The organism is Streptomyces sp. PT12 (assembly GCF_003311645.1).
Taxonomy (GTDB): domain Bacteria; phylum Actinomycetota; class Actinomycetes; order Streptomycetales; family Streptomycetaceae; genus Streptomyces.
Genome location: NZ_QEST01000079.1, coordinates 174,425 through 190,628, shown reverse-complemented (window position 1 = coordinate 190,628; position 16,204 = coordinate 174,425). Strand labels below are relative to the sequence as shown.

Here is a 16,204-nt window from a genome sequence, read left to right as displayed (position 1 = left end):
CCCGTTCGACCGGCCAGCCCGCCCCCGGGTGCGCGGGGGCGGGCTGGCCGCTTCTCCCTACTTCTTCGCCAGGCGAGCGGGGAAGCCGCCCGTCGCGACCGGGCCCCAGCGGCGCGGGGTGATCCGGATCAGCGACTTGCCCTGGCGGGTCATCGCCTCGCGGTACTCGTCCCAGTCGGGGTGCTCCCCCGCGATGTTCCTGAAGTACTCCACGAGCGGCTCGATCGCCTCGGGCACGTCGAGCACCTCGGCCGTGCCGTCGATCTGGACCCAGGGCCCGTCCCACTCGTCGGACAGCACCACGATGCTGACCTCGGGGTCCCGCCTGGCGTTACGCGTCTTGGCGCGCTCCGGGTAGGTCGAGACGACGATCCGTCCGCTGTCGTCGACGCCGCACGTCAGCGGCGACGCCTGCGGGGTGCCGTCCCCGCGCCGCGTCATCAGGATGGCGCGGTGGCGGGGCCGGACAAAATCGAGGAGCTTGGCGAGATCGACACTGGTGCTCGTAGCGATCGAAGGACTCATGGCGGGCAACCCTACGCCTCACGTGTCAGACGTTGACACCGTAGTCGGTGGCGATCCCGGCGAGCCCCGAGGCGTACCCCTGGCCGACCGCGCGGAACTTCCACTCGGTGCCGCGCCGGTACAGCTCGCCGAAGATCATCGCCGTCTCGGTGGCGGCGTCCTCGGTGAGGTCGTACCGGGCCAGCTCGGCGCCTCCCGCCTGGTTCACCACGCGGATGAACGCGTTGCTCACCTGGCCGAAGCTCTGGCCTCTGTTCTGTGCCTCGTGGATCGAGACGGGGAACACGATGCGCGTGATCTCCGGCGGCACCGCCGCGAGGTCGACCTTGATCACCTCGTCGTCGCCCTCGCCCTCACCCGTCAGGTTGTCGCCGGTGTGCTCGACGGACCCGTCGGGGCTCGTGAGGTTGTTGTAGAAGACGAAGTGCAGGTCGGACGCGACCTTCCCGCTCTCCGTCAGCAGCAGGGCGCTGGCGTCCAGGTCGTAGTCGGCGCCGGTCGTCGTCCGCACGTCCCAGCCGAGGCCGACCAGCACCGCTGTCAGTCCTGGGGCCTGCTTGCTGAGCGAGACGTTGCCGCCTTTGGACAGGGTTACGCCCACGTTCTCCTCCTCCGTTCGGGCGATGGAAGTGCCGGTCCCACTCTAGGGACACGGGCCGACATCAGGCTGACGGGACGGGGCCGACGAGCGTCGTCAGGACGTCCTCCATCGTCACAAAGCCCAGCACAGTCCCCCGGCCGCCCGCCACGGCCGCCAGGTGGGTGCCGTCGGCGCGCATCGCGGTCAGGGTGTCGTCGAGTGGGGTGTCGATCTCGACGCGCGTGACGGCGTGCAGCGCCCCGCGCGGGAACGGCTTGTGCCGCTCGGTGACGCCCAGGGCGTCCTTGATGTGCAGATAGCCGAGGACCGCGGAGCCGGGGCCGAGCACCGGCAGGCGCGAGTACCCGGTGGCCGTCGCGGTCCGCTCCAGCTCGGCAGGGGTGATGCGGTGGTCCACGGTGACCATGCGGCTGAGCGGGACCAGGATCTCGCCCACCGGGCGGGTGCCCAGCTCCAGGGCGACACGCAGCCGGTCGCCGTCGGCCGGGTCGAGCAGACCCGCCTGGCTCGAGTCGGCCACCATGCGCGCCAGCTCGTCGTCGGTGAAGACGGCGGCCACCTCGTCCTTGGGCTCGACCTTGAGCAGCCGCAGCAGCACGTTGGCGAACGCGTTGATCCCGAAGATCACCGGGCGCAGCGCGCGGGTCAGGGCCACAAGGGGCGGGCCGAGGGCGAGCGCGGTGGGCACGGGCGCGGCCAGCGCGATGTTCTTGGGCACCATCTCGCCGATCAGCATGTGCAGATAGGTCGCGAGGGACAGCGCGATCAGGAACGCGATCGGGTGCACCAGGCCGTCCGGCACGTTGACCGCCTCGAAGACCGGCTCGAGCAGGTGGGCGATCGCGGGCTCCGCGACCGCGCCCAGGACCAGCGACGACACCGTGATGCCGAGCTGGGCGGTGGCCATCATCGTCGACAGGTGCTCCACGCCCCACAGCGTGGCGCGGGCGCGCTTGTTCCCTGCCTGGGCGCGCGGCTCGATCTGGCTGCGGCGCACGGAGATCATGGCGAACTCGGCGCCGACGAAGAACGCGTTGGTGAACAGGGTCAACGCGCCGATGATCAGTTGCAGGGTCGTCATCGGACGCGGCCCTCCTGGCCCGTGGCCTCGGTGACGGGGACGGGCGCGGTGATCGTGACGCGCTCGGCCACGTGGTGGTCGACGTCGAGCACGGTCAGCTCCCAGTCCCCGACGCGGACGGTGTCGCCCTGCGCGGGTATGCGTTCGAGGCGGGTGGCGAGCAGCCCGGCCAGCGTCTCATAGGGCCCGTCGGGCGCGGTCAGGCCGATGTCGGCCAGCTGGTCGAGGCGCACGCCGCCGTCGGCCTCCCACGCGGGCCTGCCGTCGACGGTGGGCGGGGCGGGCAGCAGGTCGGGGATCTCCATCGGGTCGTGCTCGTCGCGGACCTCGCCGACGACCTCTTCCACGATGTCCTCGATGGTCGCGACGCCCGCCGTTCCGCCGTACTCGTCGATGACGACGGCCATCGTGCGGGCGGCGCCGAGGCGTTCGAGCAGCCGGTCGACGGGGAGGCTGTCGGGCACGAGCAGGGGCGGCGAGAGCAGGTCGGTGACGGGGGTCTCCAGGCGCTTGTCGGGGTCGAGGGCGAGGACGTCACGGATGTGGACCGTGCCGATGACCTCGTCGAGCGAGTCGCGGTAGACGGGGAAGCGGGACAGCCCCGTGGCGTGCGTGAGGTTCGCCGCGTCGGCGGCGGTGGCGTGGCTCTCCAGCGCCAGCACGTCCACGCGGGGGGTCATGACGTTCTCCGCGGTGAGCGCGCCGAGGTTGAGCGTGCGCACGAACAGCTCGGCGGAGTCGGCCTCGAGGGCGCCCTTAGCGGCGGAGTGCCGGGCCAGGGCCACCAGCTCCTCGGGCCCTCGGGCGGAGGCGAGCTCCTCGGTGGGCTCGAGGCCCACGCGGCGCACCATGCGGTTGGCCGTGTTGTTGAGGTGGCCGATCAGCGGGCCGAAGAAGGCGGTGAACGCGCGCTGCGGGCCCGCGACCACCTTGCCCACGGCCAGCGGGCGGGAGATCGCCCAGTTCTTCGGGACCAGCTCGCCAATGACCATGAGGACCACGGTCGAGATGGCCACGCCGAGCACGGTGGCCACGGACGAGGCCGCGCCCCCCGCGCCGATGTCGCGCAGCGGGCCGCGCAGCAGGGAGGCGATCGAGGGCTCGGCCAGCATGCCGATGATCAGGGAGGTGACCGTGATGCCGAGCTGGGCGCCCGACAGCTGGAGCGTCAGCCGCCGCACGGCCTTCAGGGCGCCGTCGGCTCCGCGCTCCCCCGCGGCCGCGGCGCGTTCCAGCTCACCGCGCTCGACGGTGGTCAGCGAGAACTCGGCGGCGACGAAGATCGCGCAGGCGAGGGTGAGGGCCAGGGCGATCAGAAGCAGCAAGATCTCGGTCACCGTGCCACCCCCCTCGCGCCCTGGCTGACGGGCCCGTGACAGGGAATGGCACGGCTGGTACTGGGAGGTTCACCCATGGTGGGTCTGCTGCTCCTTCGGAAAGAACGACTCGTCGGTGCGTATACGCGCTCCCGGGATCCCATGGTAGGAGATCGGGCGGAGCGCGCCCAGGGACCTATGGTTCTACAGGTCTGTAGAAAATTCGATACCGCTTCCGCACACGCTTAAACACGCGCGGGGTACCGATTCATTTCACCATCACGGCCCGTCACCAGGGGGTGGCGGCGTGCAGCAGGAAGAACAGCGTGATCGCGGCGTTCGCCGACGACAGCGCCGAGACCGTCGTGCCCGCCGCGGCGGCCCACGTGGCGAGGCCCACGGCCGTGAAAGCGGGCGGCCAGCCGCTCGGGGCCGGGGGCGGCGGGCCGAGCAGGGCCGCGACCCGGCGCGGCACGGGTCCAGGGGCGGCGGCGAGGCCCGCCAGGGTGGCGGCGGGCGCGCCGCGGGAGACCAGGGCGGCCTTGCCGATGGCCCTGGCCATGGCGCGCCGGTCGCCGATCGCCCGCGCGGCGTCCTCGTCCGCCCACCGCTCCGCGGCATAGCCGACGGCGGTGCGCAGCGGGCGCAGGAACGGATTGGCGCGCGCGGCCAGCTGCACCACGAGCAGGAAGCGGTGGTGGCGCCCCGCGAGGTGGGCGCGCTCGTGCGCGAAGAGCGCCCGGCGCTCGCCCGGCGCGAGGCGTTCGAGCAGGGCGCGGGAGACCACGATGCGCGGGCGTGCGCCGGGCAGGGCGTAGGCATAGGGGTCGGGGTCGGGCAGCACGGCGACGCGCGGTGCGGCGACGCCGCGCAGCGCCCGGTGCGCCAGGCGCCGGACGCGCAGGTGGCGCCAGAGGGTCAGCGCGCAGGCCGCGACGACGGCGAGCAGCGCGGGGATGGCGGCGCGGCCCGCGACCTCCTCGAACGGCACGGCGTCGCGCACCTCGGGGTCGGACCAGCCGTCGGGCAGGGGGTTGCCGGGGAGCTGCGCCGTGCCGACGACCATGACGAGCGCGAGGCACAGGGTGCTGCACAGGGCGAGGACACCGGCGACCGTGCTCAGCATCAGGGTGGCGGTGCGGGGGTGCAGGCGCTGCTCGGCCAGCCGCGCGACCGGCCACGCGGTCAACGGCAGCACCAGCGGCAGGAAGACGAAGAACCCCATCGCTCTCCTATGTGTCCCCCGTGTCCTCCGTGGCCCGCGGATCCTCGGCCTGGTTGAGCAGGCCGCGCAGGAGGCGTTCGTCGTCGGGCGAGAGCGCCGTGACGAAGCTGGCGAGCACCGCCTCGCGGTCGGTCTCCCCGTCCAGCACGCGCCGCATGCGCAGGGCCGCGAGCCAGGACCCGTCGGCCGCCGGGCTCCACGCGAACGAGCGCCCCGCCTTCTCGCGCCTGACCGCGCCCTTGGCCAGCAGCCGGGTCAGGGTGGTGATCACGGTGGTGTACGCGAGCCCTCCGCCGATCCGGTCGCGCACCCACGCGACCCCGACGGGGCCGGGCGCGGCACACAGGGCGGCGAGGACCTGGGCCTCGAGCTCGCCCCGTCCGCGCCGCCTCGGGGGCGTGGGGCTGCTGGGCACGGCGTGGGCTCCTGAGGCTTGCGGGTGCTCCATGATAGCCACGCCCCGGCTCCGCCCCTCCGGCGTTCCGAGGGGCCCGCCCCGCGCACGACGGCGCCCGCCCGCCCCCTCGGCTGGGAGCGGGCGGGCGGTGGGGCGGGGCGGCGGCCCGGGCTGGTGGCCCCGGTCAGGCGGCCACGGCGACCTCCGCGGGGGTCAGGGCCAGGGACAGCACCTGGCGGACGTCGGTGACCGGGTGGATGTCGAGCTTGGCCAGGATCTCGGCCGGGACGTCGTCCAGGTCGGCCTCGTTCCGCTTGGGGATGATCACCGTGGTCAGGCCCGCGCGGTGCGCGGCAAGCAGCTTCTGCTTGACCCCGCCGATCGGCAGGACCCGCCCGGTCAGGGAGACCTCGCCGGTCATCGCCACATCGGGCCGCACCTGCCTGCCGCTGAGCAGCGACGCCAGGGCGGTGGTCATGGTGATGCCCGCGCTCGGCCCGTCCTTCGGCACCGCGCCCGCGGGGATGTGCAGGTGGATGCCGCGCTCCTTGAGGTCGCCGACCGGGAGCTCAAGCTCGGCGCCGCGCGAGCGCAGGTAGGACAGGGCGATCTGGCCCGACTCCTTCATCACGTCGCCGAGCTGGCCCGTCAGGGTCAGCCCCGCGCCGCCCGTCTCGGGGTCGGCGAGCGACGCCTCGATGTAGAGGACGTCGCCGCCCGCGCCCGTGACCGCGAGGCCCGTGGCCACGCCCGGCACCGCCGTGCGCCGCTCTGCGGGCTCCTGCGCCGCCTCGGGGGTGTGGTGCGGGCGCCCGATCAGGTCCCGCAGGTCGCCCTCGGTGACGGTGCGCGGCAGCGTCACCTCGCCCAGCTCGGCGCGGGCCGCGACCTTGCGCAGCAGCCGCGCGACAACGCGCTCGAGGCCGCGGACGCCCGCCTCGCGCGTGTACTCGCCCGCGAGCTTGCGCAGCACGCCGTCCTCGATCGCAACCTCGCCATCGGCGAGCCCCGCGCGCTCCAGCTGCCGGGGAACGAGGTGGTCGCGCGCGATCGTGACCTTCTCGTCCTCCGTGTAGCCGTCGAGGCGGACCAGCTCCATGCGGTCGAGCAGCGGCTGCGGGATGGCCTCGAGAACGTTCGCCGTGGCCAGGAAGACCACGTCGGACAGGTCGAGCTCCACCTCGAGGTAGTGGTCGCGGAACGTGTGGTTCTGCGCGGGGTCGAGGACCTCGAGCAGGGCCGCCGCGGGGTCGCCGCGGAAGTCGCTGCCGACCTTGTCGATCTCGTCGAGCAGCACGACGGGGTTCATCGAGCCCGCCTCCTTGATGGCCCGCACGATCCGGCCAGGCAGCGCGCCGACGTAGGTGCGCCGGTGGCCGCGGATTTCCGCCTCGTCGCGGACGCCGCCGAGGGCGACGCGCACGAACTCGCGGCCCATCGCGCGGGCGACGGACTCGCCGAGCGACGTCTTGCCGACGCCGGGCGGGCCAACCAGGGCGAGCACGGCGCCGCCGCGCCTGCCCCCGACCACGCCGAGCCCGCGGTCGCCGCGGCGCTTGCGCACGGCCAGGTACTCGGTGATGCGCTCCTTAACGTCGTCGAGGCCCGCGTGGTCCGCGTCGAGCACGGCCTTCGCGCCCGCGATGTCGTAGGAGTCCTCCGTCCGCCGCGACCACGGCAGCTCGAGAACGGTGTCGAGCCAGGTGCGGATCCAGCCACTCTCGGGGCTGGCGTCGGACGACCGCTCCAGCTTGTCGACCTCCTTCAACGCCGCCTCGCGCACCTTGTCAGGCAGCTCCGCGGCCTCGACCCTGGCGCGGTAGTCCTCGCCCTCGTCGGCCGCGTCGCCGTTCAGCTCGGCCAGCTCCTTGCGGACGGCCTCCAGCTGGCGGCGCAGCAGGAACTCGCGCTGCTGCTTGTCCACGCCCTCCTGGACGTCCTTGGCGATCGACTCGGCGACGTCCTGCTCGGCCCTGGCCTCGCTCATCAGCTTGATGGCCAGCCTGAGCCGCTCCACCGGGTCCGTGGTCTCAAGCAGCGTCAGCCGCTGCTCGGTGGTGAGGAACGGCAGATAGCCCGCGTTGTCCGCCAGCTGGCCGATGTCCTCGATCTGCTGCACCCGGTCCACGATCTGCCAGGCGCCGCGCTCGCGGAGCCAGCTCGTGGTGAGCGCCTTGTACTCCTTGGCCAGCTCGGTGACCGCTCCAGGCAGCGGGCTGGGAACGGTCTCGGTGATCGGGGTGGCCTCGACCCACAGGGCTCGGCCCGGGCCCGTGGTGCCGGAGCCGATGCGCACCCGGCGCAGGCCGCGGACCAGCGCGCCGGGGTCGCCGTCGGCCAGTCGTCCGACCTGCTCGACCCGGCCGAGCACTCCGGTCCCCGCATAGGTCCCGTCAAGGCGCGGCACCAGCAGCACGCGGGGCTTCTCGCCCCTCGGCGCGGCGGCCTGGGCGGCCTCCACGGCGGCACGCACCTCGGCGTCGGACAGCTCCAGGGGCACCACCATCCCTGGCAGCGCCACCTCGTCGTCCAGCGGCAGCACCGGCAGGGTGAGTATGTCGAACGATGAAGTCATGACCTCTCCCTCGGCAGGCAAATTGAGCTTCGTCGACTCAATGCCGAGGGTGGCCCAGATGTTCCCGGGCCCCAAAACGTTCGCTCCGAGTGAAAGCGCGATCCCCTGCGGGGAGCCCGACCGCCCGCCACCGCGGCCCCTTCAGGGCGGCCTGCTCCGAGCCCGCACCCCGCGTCCTCCGCGTCCTCCGCGTCCTCCGTGTCCACCGTGTCCACCGTGTCCACCGGGCAGAGTCGGGGAGGAGTCCGGGAGCTCCCCCGCCGCCCGGCGCCTCCCGCCGCGAGGTACCCCCATGGAGCAGGCACCGCGCCGGGCGGCGCGAGCCGGTCCCCGTTGCCCGTCCGGCGAGGACCACAGCACCGCCCGTCCGGCGAGGACTACAGCTCGCGCATCACCCGGTGGATGACGTCGCGGGTCGCGTGGGGGGCCTCGGCCTCGACGACGAGGCGGTTCATCACGTGGCGGTACTGCTCGATCTCGGCGGGCTTGTCCGGGTAGACGCCGCCGGTCATCTGCTCCAGGTACACGACGTCGGGCAGCTCGCCGCCAGGCGGCCGCAGGATCGTGACGGGCCCGGCGAGTGCCGCGTGGGCGCCCGCGCTGAACGGTGCCACCTGGATCGTCACATGCGGCAGCTCGGAGACCTCGATCAGGTGGGCGAGCTGGCGGCGCATCGTCGCCTGGCCGCCCACACGGCGCCGCAGGGCCGCCTCGTCGATCACCACCCACACATGGGGCGGCCTCGCGCGCTCCAGGATCAGGGCGCGGCCCATGCGCAGCCGCACCCGGCGTTCGACGCGCTCCTCGCTCTCGTCGTACCCGAGGCGCGTGACGGCCCTGGCGTACTCCTCGGTCTGGAACAGCCCGGGAACGAACTGGAGCTCATACGCGCGGATGACCATGGCCGTCTGCTCGAGGCCGAGATACAGATTCAGCCAGGCCGGGACCACGTCGTGGTAGACGTGCCACCAGCCCGCGGAGTTCGACTGCCGGGCCAGGGCGAGGAGCGTGGCCCGCTCGCCCCGGTCGACGACGCCGTAGAGGGTGAGCAGATCCTCCACGTCCCGGGTCTTGAAGCCGGTGCGGCCGCTCTCGAGGCGGCTGATCTTGGAGTGCGAGGCGCGGATGCGCTCACCGGCGTCCGCGCCCGTGATGCCGCGGGCCTCGCGGAGCTGGCGGAGCCTGGCGCCCAGGATCATCCGCGGGACGGCGGGGCCCGTCTGGCCGTAGTCGATGGGGCGAGCGACGCCGCGCTCCTGGCTCACCACGCTCATGCCCGCTCCCATCGCAGTAGCCGCGAGCGCCCAACTGTACTAAAGCCGCCCCGAGGAACAGGGGGCCCGTGTTACGGCTTTCGCCCTATGCCGCCCACGATGTGCACCGCGACCGGCTCCGTCGTCGAAGGGGTGTCGGGTCGCCACCGCGAACACGGAACCACACCCGGGTCAAGCAGCTCAAGACCGTCGAACAGCTCCGTCACCTGGGCCGCGGTCCGCTGGGTGAGCTTGGGGGTGCCGTGCTCGTTCCAGTACGCGACGGCCTCGTCGGTGCCGGGGCCCACGGAGGTGTGGGAGAGCGCCAGATAGCTGCCGGAGGGCGCCTCGTCGAGCAGACGGCCGATTATCGCCTTGGCCTCGTCCGGGTCCGCGATGTAGTTGACGATGCCGAGCAGCATGACGGCGACCGGGCGGGAGAAGTCGAGGGTCGCGTGCGCGGCGCTCAGGATCGCCCCGGGGTCGCGCAGGTCCGCGTCCAGATAGGCGGTGGCGCCCTCGGGGCTGCTGCCGAGCAGCGCGCGGGCGTGGGCGAGCACGAGCGGGTCGTTGTCCACATAGACGACGCGGCTTTCGGGCGCGATGCGCTGGGCGACCTCGTGGGTGTTGTCCCTGGTGGGCAGCCCGGTGCCGATGTCCAGGAACTGCCGGATCCCGGCCTCCCGCGCGAGATGGGTCACCGCGCGCCCCAGGAACGCGCGGTCCGCCCGCGCGTACGCCCGCATCCCGGGCGCGATGTCCAGGATCGCGTCGCCCGCGCGCCGGTCGACGTCGTAGTAGTCCTTGCCCCCGAGCCAGTAGTTCCAGATGCGGGCCGAGTGCGGCACCGACGAGTCGATGGCGGGCGTCCCGGCCCCGTCGTCGGCCTGGGCGTTCGTCACGAAGACACCTTTCGGGAACGGCGGTTGCGGCGTTTCACCCTAGCCGGGGCCCGTGCGGCGACGACCGGGAGGGGACGCCGGAAGGAGCCCGGGAAGGGGACGCGCGTTCGGGAGGTGACGCGGGGCGGGCGGGCGCCTACCGTAGCGGCATGACGCGCAGCACTCATACCGTGACCAATCAGTCATCACCGCTCGTCGGCCACGACGTCTTCGGCGGGGACGCGGCACTCGCCGAGGGCTTCGCCCGGCACATCGGCGCCGAGGTGGCCGCCGAGGCGACCGCGGAGCTGGCCGCGCTCGGCCGGACGGCGGGCACGGCCGAGGCACAGGAGTGGGGTGCCCAGGCCAACGCGTACCCGCCGGTGCTGCGCACGCACGACCGCTTCGGCCACCGGATCGACGAGGTGGACTTCCACCCGGCGTGGCACCAGCTGCTCGGGCGCGCGGTCGAGGCCGGGCTCACCGACGCGGTGTCGCGCCCCTGGGGGAACCTCAGGCGCACCGCGGGGTTCTACGTGTGGTCGCAGGTGGAGGCCGGGCACGGCTGCCCGGTGTCGATGACGCACTCGGCGGTGCCCGCGCTGCGCGCCCAGCCCGAACTGGCCGCCGTCTGGGAGCCGTTGCTGACCTCCCGCGTCTACGACCCGGGCCCCGGCCCGGCCGCGGGGAAGGCCGGGGCGCTCGCCGGGATGGGGATGACGGAGAAGCAGGGCGGCTCGGACGTGCGGTCGGGCACCACGCGGGCCGAGCCGCTGGCCGAGCCGGGGGCGTACGCGCTCACGGGCCACAAGTGGTTCTGCTCGGCGCCGATGTCGGACGCCTTCCTCGTGCTCGCCCAGGCGCCTGGCGGGCTCACCTGCTTCCTGCTGCCGCGCGTGCTGCCCGACGGCACGCGGAACGCCTTTCTGATCCAGCGGCTCAAGGACAAGCTCGGGAACCGCTCCAACGCCTCAGCCGAGGTCGAGTTCGACGGCAGCACGGTCGCGTGGCGGGTCGGCGACGAGGGGCGCGGCGTGGCGACCATCATCGAGATGGTCAGCGCGACGCGCCTCGACTGCGTGGCGGGCTCGGCGGCGATCATGCGGCAGGCGGTGGCGCGGGCCGCGCACCACGCGGCGGGGCGCGAGGCGTTCGGCGCGCGGCTGATCGACAAGCCGCTCATGCGCAACGTGCTGGCCGACCTGGCCCTGGAGTCCGAGGCGGCCACCGCGCTCATGCTGCGCCTCGCGGCCGCGGCCGACGCCGCGGCGGCGGGCAGCGCACAGGAGCGGCACCTGCTGCGGCTCGCGGTCCCCGCCGCCAAGTACTGGGTGACCAAGCGCTGTACGCCGCTGGTGACCGAGGCGCTCGAGTGCCTCGGCGGCAACGGCTATGTCGAGGAGTCGGGCATGCCGCGGCTGCTGCGCGAGTCGCCGCTCAACTCGATCTGGGAGGGCTCGGGCAATGTGCAGGCGCTCGACGTGCTGCGCGCGCTCCAGCGCGAGCCGGGCGCGTTGAACGCCTTCCTCTCCGAGGTCGGCCGCGCCTCGGGCGCGGACCACCGCCTCGACGCGGCGATCAAGGACCTGCTGACCGACCTCTCCGACCTGTCGGGCATCGAGGCGCGGGCGCGGCGGCTGACCGAACGGCTCGCGCTGGTGCTCCAGGGGGCGCTGCTCGTCCAGCACGCGCCCCCCGCGGTGGGCGACGCGTTCTGCGCGGCGCGGCTCGCCGGCGAGGGCGGCGCGGCGTTCGGCACGCTGCCGGGCGGCGCGGACCTGGGCGCGCTCGTCGAGCGGGCGCGTCCGGTCAACGAGGGCTGACGGCGGGAGGTTTGCCCCGGCGCCTTCGGGCAACGCGATGTCTTGACCACCCGCGGGAGGAACGGCGGACGGGCACACGCGCGGTGCCGGGCGCGAAGGTTGGTGACCCCTGCGGAGGCCGGGGAACGGGCGTGTGAGGCGCGCGGCCCTGAGAAGACCACACCGTCCCCCCACGAGACGGCCCCGGGCCGCCCGTGCGACGGGGGCGCACGGCATGTGTGATGAAATGCCCGGGTGAACGACGCCCCGCTGCCCGCCCCCGCGATGGCCAGGGTGACCACGGTGACCACATGGTGGCTTGAGCAGACCTCGCCGTCCGACCTCTCCCCCGCGCGCGCCCCCGGCGCGGCGGCCGGTCTCACGGTCGCCCTGGCCGAGGTGGCGAGCCCCGAGTTCAGCCGGTTCCTGTATACGGCGGTGGGCGGGGACGTCACCTGGACCGACCGGCTGCCCTGGAGCCATGCGCGGTGGCTGGCGCATCTGGACCGGCCTGGCGTGGAGACCTGGGTGGCCTGGGTCAGGGGCACGCCCGCGGGCTTCGCCGAGCTCGACGGGAGCGAGGAAGGCATGGTGGAGCTGGCCTACTTCGGGCTGCTCCCGGCGTTCCGCGGCCGCGGCATCGGCGGCCAGCTGCTGTCGGTCGCGCTGGCACGGGCCTGGGACCTGGGGGAACGCCTGCCGAGCGGGACGCCGACCCGGCGCGTGTGGGTGCACACCTGCTCCCTCGACGGGCCGCACGCGCTGGCCAACTACCGGCGTCGGGGCTTCAGGTTGTACGACACGACGGAGGCCGACCAGCCGCTGACCGCCACCCCGGGACCCTGGCCCGGGGCGTTCGACCCACAGTGAGCAGGTCGTTACCTGTATCACATAGTGGGACTCCATCGTCCACGTCTCGGATAACGGTGGACTCGCGGGTCACCGCGTGCCACGCTGCCGTCATGTCCCCAGCTGGAATCGCACTGGTGAGTCGGCGCCATGTCGATCTTGGCCGCATGTCCAGCGCCATCTGTCCGGCATGGTGAGCACCTCGGACTGAGCCGCCTCACGTCCTCCCGTCCGCGGGTCGAGCACCCGCGTCCGCGCTTCGGACCCCGCCCTGCCCCGCGACGCCGCGGGCGCTGAACCGGCTGGGGTCCCACAGCCCTGCCGCCCGCAGATCCGAACGCCTCACAAAGGATGCCGCGACGATGCCCGATTCCGCGCCCGGTTCCGCGAACGGTCCGGCGAACGGTTCCGCGAACGCGAAGAAGCCCGCCGCCCCGGGGCGCCGCAAGGCCGCCCGCCACCGCGGCGAAGGCCAGTGGGCGGCCGGCCACTTCACCCCGCTCAACCCCAACGAGCAGGTCAAGAAGGACGACGACGGCCTCAACGTCCGCACGCGCATCGAGACGATCTACGCGCACCGCGGGTTCGACTCGATCGACGGCCAGGACCTGCGCGGGCGGATGCGCTGGTGGGGCCTCTACACCCAGCGCAGGCCGGGGATCGACGGCGGCAGGACGGCCATCCTGGAGCCCGAGGAGCTGGACGACGAGTACTTCATGCTCCGCGTCCGCATCGACGGCGGCCAGCTGACCACGGCGCAGCTGCGCGTGATCGGCGAGATCTCCCAGGAGTTCGCGCGCGGCACCGCCGACATCACCGACCGGCAGAACATCCAGTACCACTGGATCCGCATCGAGGACATGCCGGAGATCTGGCGGCGCCTTGAGGGCGTCGGCCTGTCCACGACCGAGGCGTGCGGCGACACCCCGCGCGTCGTGCTCGGCTCGCCGGTCGCGGGAATCGCGGAGGACGAGATCATCGACGGCACCCCCGCCGTCGAGGAGATCCACCGCCGCGTGGTGGGCAACAAGGCGTACTCCAACCTCCCGCGCAAGTTCAAGACGGCCGTCTCGGGTTCGCCCCTGCTCGACGTGGCGCACGAGATCAACGACGTGGCGTTCGTCGGCGTCGTGCACCCCGAACTCGGCCCCGGCTTCGACGTGTGGGTCGGCGGCGGGCTCTCCACCAACCCCAAGATCGGCGTCAGGCTTGGCGCCTGGGTGCCCCTCGACGAGGTGGCCGACGTGCACGAGGGCATCGTCGGCCTGTTCCGCGACCACGGCTACCGGCGGCTGCGCACGCGCGCCCGCATCAAGTTCCTGGTGGCCGACTGGGGCGCGGAGCGGTTCCGCGACGTGCTCGAGCGCGAGTACCTGCTGCGCCGCCTCGCCGACGGGCCCGCGCCCGAGCAGCCGGTGGCCGAGTGGCGCGACCACGTGGGCGTGCACCGGCAGCGCGACGGGCGTTATTACGTCGGCTTCGCGCCCCGCGTGGGCCGCGTCGACGGCGGCACGCTCGCCAAGATCGCCGACCTGGCCGAGGCGCACGGCTCCTCGCGCGTGCGCACCACCGTCGAGCAGAAGATGATCGTCCTCGACGTGCCGAAGGACCAGGTGGACGCGCTCACCGATGGCCTGGCCGCGCTCGATCTGACCACGCGGCCCTCGACGTTCAGGCGCGGGACCATGGCCTGCACCGGCATCGAGTTCTGCAAGCTCGCCATCGTCGAGACCAAGGCCCGCGCGACGTGGCTCATCGAGGAGATGGAGCGCCGCCTCCCCGACTTCGACGAGCCGCTCACCATCAACGTCAACGGCTGCCCCAACTCCTGCGCCCGCATCCAGATCGCGGACATCGGTCTCAAGGGGCAGCTGGTCACCGACGCGGACGGCAACCAGGTCGAGGGGTTCCAGGTCCACCTCGGCGGCTCGCTCGGCCTCGAACCCGGCTTCGGCCGCAAGGTCCGCGGCCTGAAGGTCACCGCCGCGGGACTCGCCGACTACGTCGAGCGCGTGCTGGTCCGCTTCACCGAACAGCGCGAGCCCGGCGAGCGCTTCGCCCGGTGGGCGGCCCGCGCCGACGAGGAGTCGCTGTCATGACCCGGGCCTTGGCGCCGGCGGGAAGCGGGGGCGCCGCATGAGCGAGCGAGCCGCCCCGTTCTACTGCCCCTACTGCGGGGACGAGGACCTTCGCCCCAGCGAGGAGGGGCACGGCGCCTGGGAGTGCGCGGCCTGCAACCGCGCGTTCCGCCTGTCGTTCCTCGGCCTCCTCGCCAGGGGCCTGGCCCGCGACACGCCCCACCCCACCGACGACGGCAACGGCGCCGCGGAAGCACGCTGACGACGCTTCAGGAGGGCACGATGACCGCCACCACCACGACAGGCCCCCGCTCCGACGGCGCGCCCGCCCGTGCCGAGCGCCTGCGCGCGCTCGCCGAGCGCGCCGGGCGCGAACTCGAGGGCGCCCCCGCCCTCGACATCCTGCGCTGGGCCGCCGACGCGTTCGGCCCGCGGCTGTGCGTCACCTCGTCGATGGAGGACGCCGTCGTGGCCCACCTCGCCTCGCGCGCGCTGCCCGGCGTCGACGTGCTGTTCCTCGACACCGGCTACCACTTCCCCGAGACCATCGGCACGCGCGACGCCGTCGCCGCCGTCATGGAGGTCAACGTCATTACCCTCGCCCCGGCCGCCACCGTCGCCGAGCAGGACGCGGCGCACGGGCCCCGGCTGTTCGAGCGCGATCCCGACCGCTGCTGCGCGATGCGCAAGGTCCAGGTGCTCGAACGCGGCCTCGCCTCCTACGACGCGTGGGCGACGGGCCTGCGCCGCGACGAGTCCCCGACGCGCGCGAACACCCCCGTCGTCGGCTGGGATCCCCGACGCGAAAAGGTGAAGATTGCCCCGATAGCGGCCTGGAGCCAGGCGGATGTGGAAGCCTATGTCGCGGAGCACGGAGTGCTCACCAATCCGCTCCTCCAGGACGGCTACGCGTCCATAGGCTGCGCCCCCTGCACCCGCCGCGTCGCGGCGGGCGAGGACCCGCGCGCCGGGCGCTGGGCTGGCCTCGGCAAGACCGAGTGCGGATTGCACGGCTGACATGACGCCGACGACGAGGACACGCGACATGAGCGGCACGGGCGCGAGCGGGACACCGCCACGCGGCGCCACCATCTGGCTCACAGGGCTGCCGAGCGCGGGCAAGACCACCATCGCCCGCGCCCTGGCCGCGCGGCTCGCCGCCGAAGGACGGCGCGTGGATGTGCTCGACGGCGACGAGGTCAGGGAGTTCCTGTCCGCGGGCCTGGGCTTCAGCCGCGACGACCGGCACACCAACGTGCAACGCATCGGGTTCGTCGCCCAGTTGCTCGCCTCGCACGGGGTGATCGCCCTGGTGCCGGTCATCGCCCCCTACGCCGACAGCCGCGAGGCGGTGCGCAAGCGGCACCAGAAGGCGGGCACCGACTACCTGGAGGTGCACGTGGCCACGCCCGTCGAGGTCTGCTCCGAGCGGGATGTGAAGGGCCTGTACGCCAAGCAGGCCGCGGGCGCGCTGACCGGTCTCACCGGCGTTGACGACCCCTACGAGGTGCCGGACGCCCCTGACCTGCGGATCCACACGCACGAGCAGACCGTCGACGAGTCGGCCGCGGCGCTCCACGCGCTGCTGGCCGAGCGGGGGCTGGCATGAGCGGGGCAACGG

Annotated in this window: 16 protein-coding genes; 7 read left to right on the top strand and 9 right to left on the bottom strand. The window is 73.3% G+C overall.

Annotated elements, in window-relative coordinates:
- Positions 1-57: 57 nt before the first annotated feature.
- The 9 genes from DEH69_RS07230 to DEH69_RS07190 all read right to left on the bottom strand — a co-directional run bounded on the left by DEH69_RS07230 (position 58) and on the right by DEH69_RS07190 (position 9,875).
- Positions 58-525, bottom strand: a complete 468-nt coding sequence (locus tag DEH69_RS07230) for a PPOX class F420-dependent oxidoreductase (protein ID WP_113686038.1) — start codon at positions 523-525, stop codon at positions 58-60.
- Positions 526-550: 25 nt separating this feature from the next.
- The gene (locus DEH69_RS07225; protein ID WP_113686037.1) at positions 551-1,126 is read right to left on the bottom strand and encodes a TerD family protein; all 576 of its coding nucleotides are present in this window, start codon (positions 1,124-1,126) and stop codon (positions 551-553) included.
- A 61-nt stretch (positions 1,127-1,187) separates the two neighbouring features.
- Positions 1,188-2,207 (bottom strand): hemolysin family protein, encoded by a 1,020-nt coding sequence (locus DEH69_RS07220; protein ID WP_113686036.1) that lies wholly within the window; start codon positions 2,205-2,207, stop codon positions 1,188-1,190.
- Positions 2,204-3,544, bottom strand: a complete 1,341-nt coding sequence (locus DEH69_RS07215) for a hemolysin family protein (protein WP_113686035.1) — start codon at positions 3,542-3,544, stop codon at positions 2,204-2,206. The genes DEH69_RS07220 and DEH69_RS07215 overlap by 4 nt, the downstream gene beginning before the upstream one ends.
- 268 nt (positions 3,545-3,812) lie before the next feature.
- Positions 3,813-4,748 (bottom strand): M56 family metallopeptidase, encoded by a 936-nt coding sequence (locus DEH69_RS07210; protein WP_113686034.1) that lies wholly within the window; start codon positions 4,746-4,748, stop codon positions 3,813-3,815.
- Between the two features lie 7 nt (positions 4,749-4,755).
- Entirely contained in the window at positions 4,756-5,196 is a 441-nt protein-coding gene (locus DEH69_RS07205; protein WP_113686033.1) for a BlaI/MecI/CopY family transcriptional regulator, read from the bottom strand.
- A 133-nt stretch (positions 5,197-5,329) separates the two neighbouring features.
- A complete protein-coding gene (gene lon, locus DEH69_RS07200; RefSeq protein ID WP_113686032.1) occupies positions 5,330-7,720 on the bottom strand; it encodes an endopeptidase La in 2,391 nt (796 codons plus the stop codon).
- Positions 7,721-8,097: 377 nt separating this feature from the next.
- Positions 8,098-8,994, bottom strand: coding sequence for a helix-turn-helix transcriptional regulator (locus DEH69_RS07195; RefSeq protein ID WP_113686031.1), 897 nt, complete (start codon positions 8,992-8,994; stop codon positions 8,098-8,100).
- A 71-nt stretch (positions 8,995-9,065) separates the two neighbouring features.
- The gene (locus DEH69_RS07190) at positions 9,066-9,875 is read right to left on the bottom strand and encodes an SAM-dependent methyltransferase (protein WP_113686030.1); all 810 of its coding nucleotides are present in this window, start codon (positions 9,873-9,875) and stop codon (positions 9,066-9,068) included.
- Positions 9,876-10,024: 149 nt separating this feature from the next.
- Here DEH69_RS07190 and DEH69_RS07185 point away from each other — a divergent pair, with 149 nt between their 5' ends.
- The 7 genes from DEH69_RS07185 to cysC all read left to right on the top strand — a co-directional run bounded on the left by DEH69_RS07185 (position 10,025) and on the right by cysC (position 16,192).
- Positions 10,025-11,677 carry an acyl-CoA dehydrogenase family protein gene (locus tag DEH69_RS07185; RefSeq protein WP_113686029.1) on the top strand — a complete coding sequence of 551 codons (1,653 nt, stop codon included), beginning with the start codon at positions 10,025-10,027 and terminating at the stop codon, positions 11,675-11,677.
- 264 nt (positions 11,678-11,941) lie between these two features.
- Positions 11,942-12,526, top strand: a complete 585-nt coding sequence (locus tag DEH69_RS07180; RefSeq protein WP_113686160.1) for a GNAT family N-acetyltransferase — start codon at positions 11,942-11,944, stop codon at positions 12,524-12,526.
- Between the two features lie 92 nt (positions 12,527-12,618).
- On the top strand, positions 12,619-12,702 hold the full coding sequence (locus tag DEH69_RS33600; protein ID WP_369008265.1) for a putative leader peptide: 84 nt from the start codon (positions 12,619-12,621) through the stop codon (positions 12,700-12,702).
- Between the two features lie 165 nt (positions 12,703-12,867).
- Positions 12,868-14,604 (top strand): nitrite/sulfite reductase, encoded by a 1,737-nt coding sequence (locus DEH69_RS07175; protein ID WP_113686028.1) that lies wholly within the window; start codon positions 12,868-12,870, stop codon positions 14,602-14,604.
- A 37-nt stretch (positions 14,605-14,641) separates the two neighbouring features.
- Positions 14,642-14,845: a hypothetical protein gene (locus DEH69_RS07170; protein WP_113686027.1), complete on the top strand. Its 204-nt coding sequence runs from the start codon at positions 14,642-14,644 to the stop codon at positions 14,843-14,845.
- A gap of 20 nt (positions 14,846-14,865) precedes the next feature.
- Positions 14,866-15,600 carry a phosphoadenylyl-sulfate reductase gene (locus DEH69_RS07165; RefSeq protein WP_113686026.1) on the top strand — a complete coding sequence of 245 codons (735 nt, stop codon included), beginning with the start codon at positions 14,866-14,868 and terminating at the stop codon, positions 15,598-15,600.
- A 28-nt stretch (positions 15,601-15,628) separates the two neighbouring features.
- A complete protein-coding gene (gene cysC, locus DEH69_RS07160; protein ID WP_113686025.1) occupies positions 15,629-16,192 on the top strand; it encodes an adenylyl-sulfate kinase in 564 nt (187 codons plus the stop codon).
- Positions 16,193-16,204 lie beyond the last annotated feature (12 nt).

Coding starts and splice junctions, on each gene's coding strand:
- DEH69_RS07230 (WP_113686038.1), bottom strand. CDS start 525: ATGAGTCCTTCGATCGCTACGAGCACCAGTGTCGATCTCGCCAAGCTC.
- DEH69_RS07220 (WP_113686036.1), bottom strand. CDS start 2,207: ATGACGACCCTGCAACTGATCATCGGCGCGTTGACCCTGTTCACCAAC.
- DEH69_RS07210 (WP_113686034.1), bottom strand. CDS start 4,748: ATGGGGTTCTTCGTCTTCCTGCCGCTGGTGCTGCCGTTGACCGCGTGG.
- DEH69_RS07205 (WP_113686033.1), bottom strand. CDS start 5,196: ATGGAGCACCCGCAAGCCTCAGGAGCCCACGCCGTGCCCAGCAGCCCC.
- lon (WP_113686032.1), bottom strand. CDS start 7,720: ATGACTTCATCGTTCGACATACTCACCCTGCCGGTGCTGCCGCTGGAC.
- DEH69_RS07195 (WP_113686031.1), bottom strand. CDS start 8,994: ATGAGCGTGGTGAGCCAGGAGCGCGGCGTCGCTCGCCCCATCGACTAC.
- DEH69_RS07185 (WP_113686029.1), top strand. CDS start 10,025: ATGACGCGCAGCACTCATACCGTGACCAATCAGTCATCACCGCTCGTC.
- DEH69_RS07180 (WP_113686160.1), top strand. CDS start 11,942: ATGGCCAGGGTGACCACGGTGACCACATGGTGGCTTGAGCAGACCTCG.
- DEH69_RS33600 (WP_369008265.1), top strand. CDS start 12,619: ATGTCCCCAGCTGGAATCGCACTGGTGAGTCGGCGCCATGTCGATCTT.
- DEH69_RS07175 (WP_113686028.1), top strand. CDS start 12,868: ATGCCCGATTCCGCGCCCGGTTCCGCGAACGGTCCGGCGAACGGTTCC.
- DEH69_RS07170 (WP_113686027.1), top strand. CDS start 14,642: ATGAGCGAGCGAGCCGCCCCGTTCTACTGCCCCTACTGCGGGGACGAG.
- DEH69_RS07165 (WP_113686026.1), top strand. CDS start 14,866: ATGACCGCCACCACCACGACAGGCCCCCGCTCCGACGGCGCGCCCGCC.
- cysC (WP_113686025.1), top strand. CDS start 15,629: ATGAGCGGCACGGGCGCGAGCGGGACACCGCCACGCGGCGCCACCATC.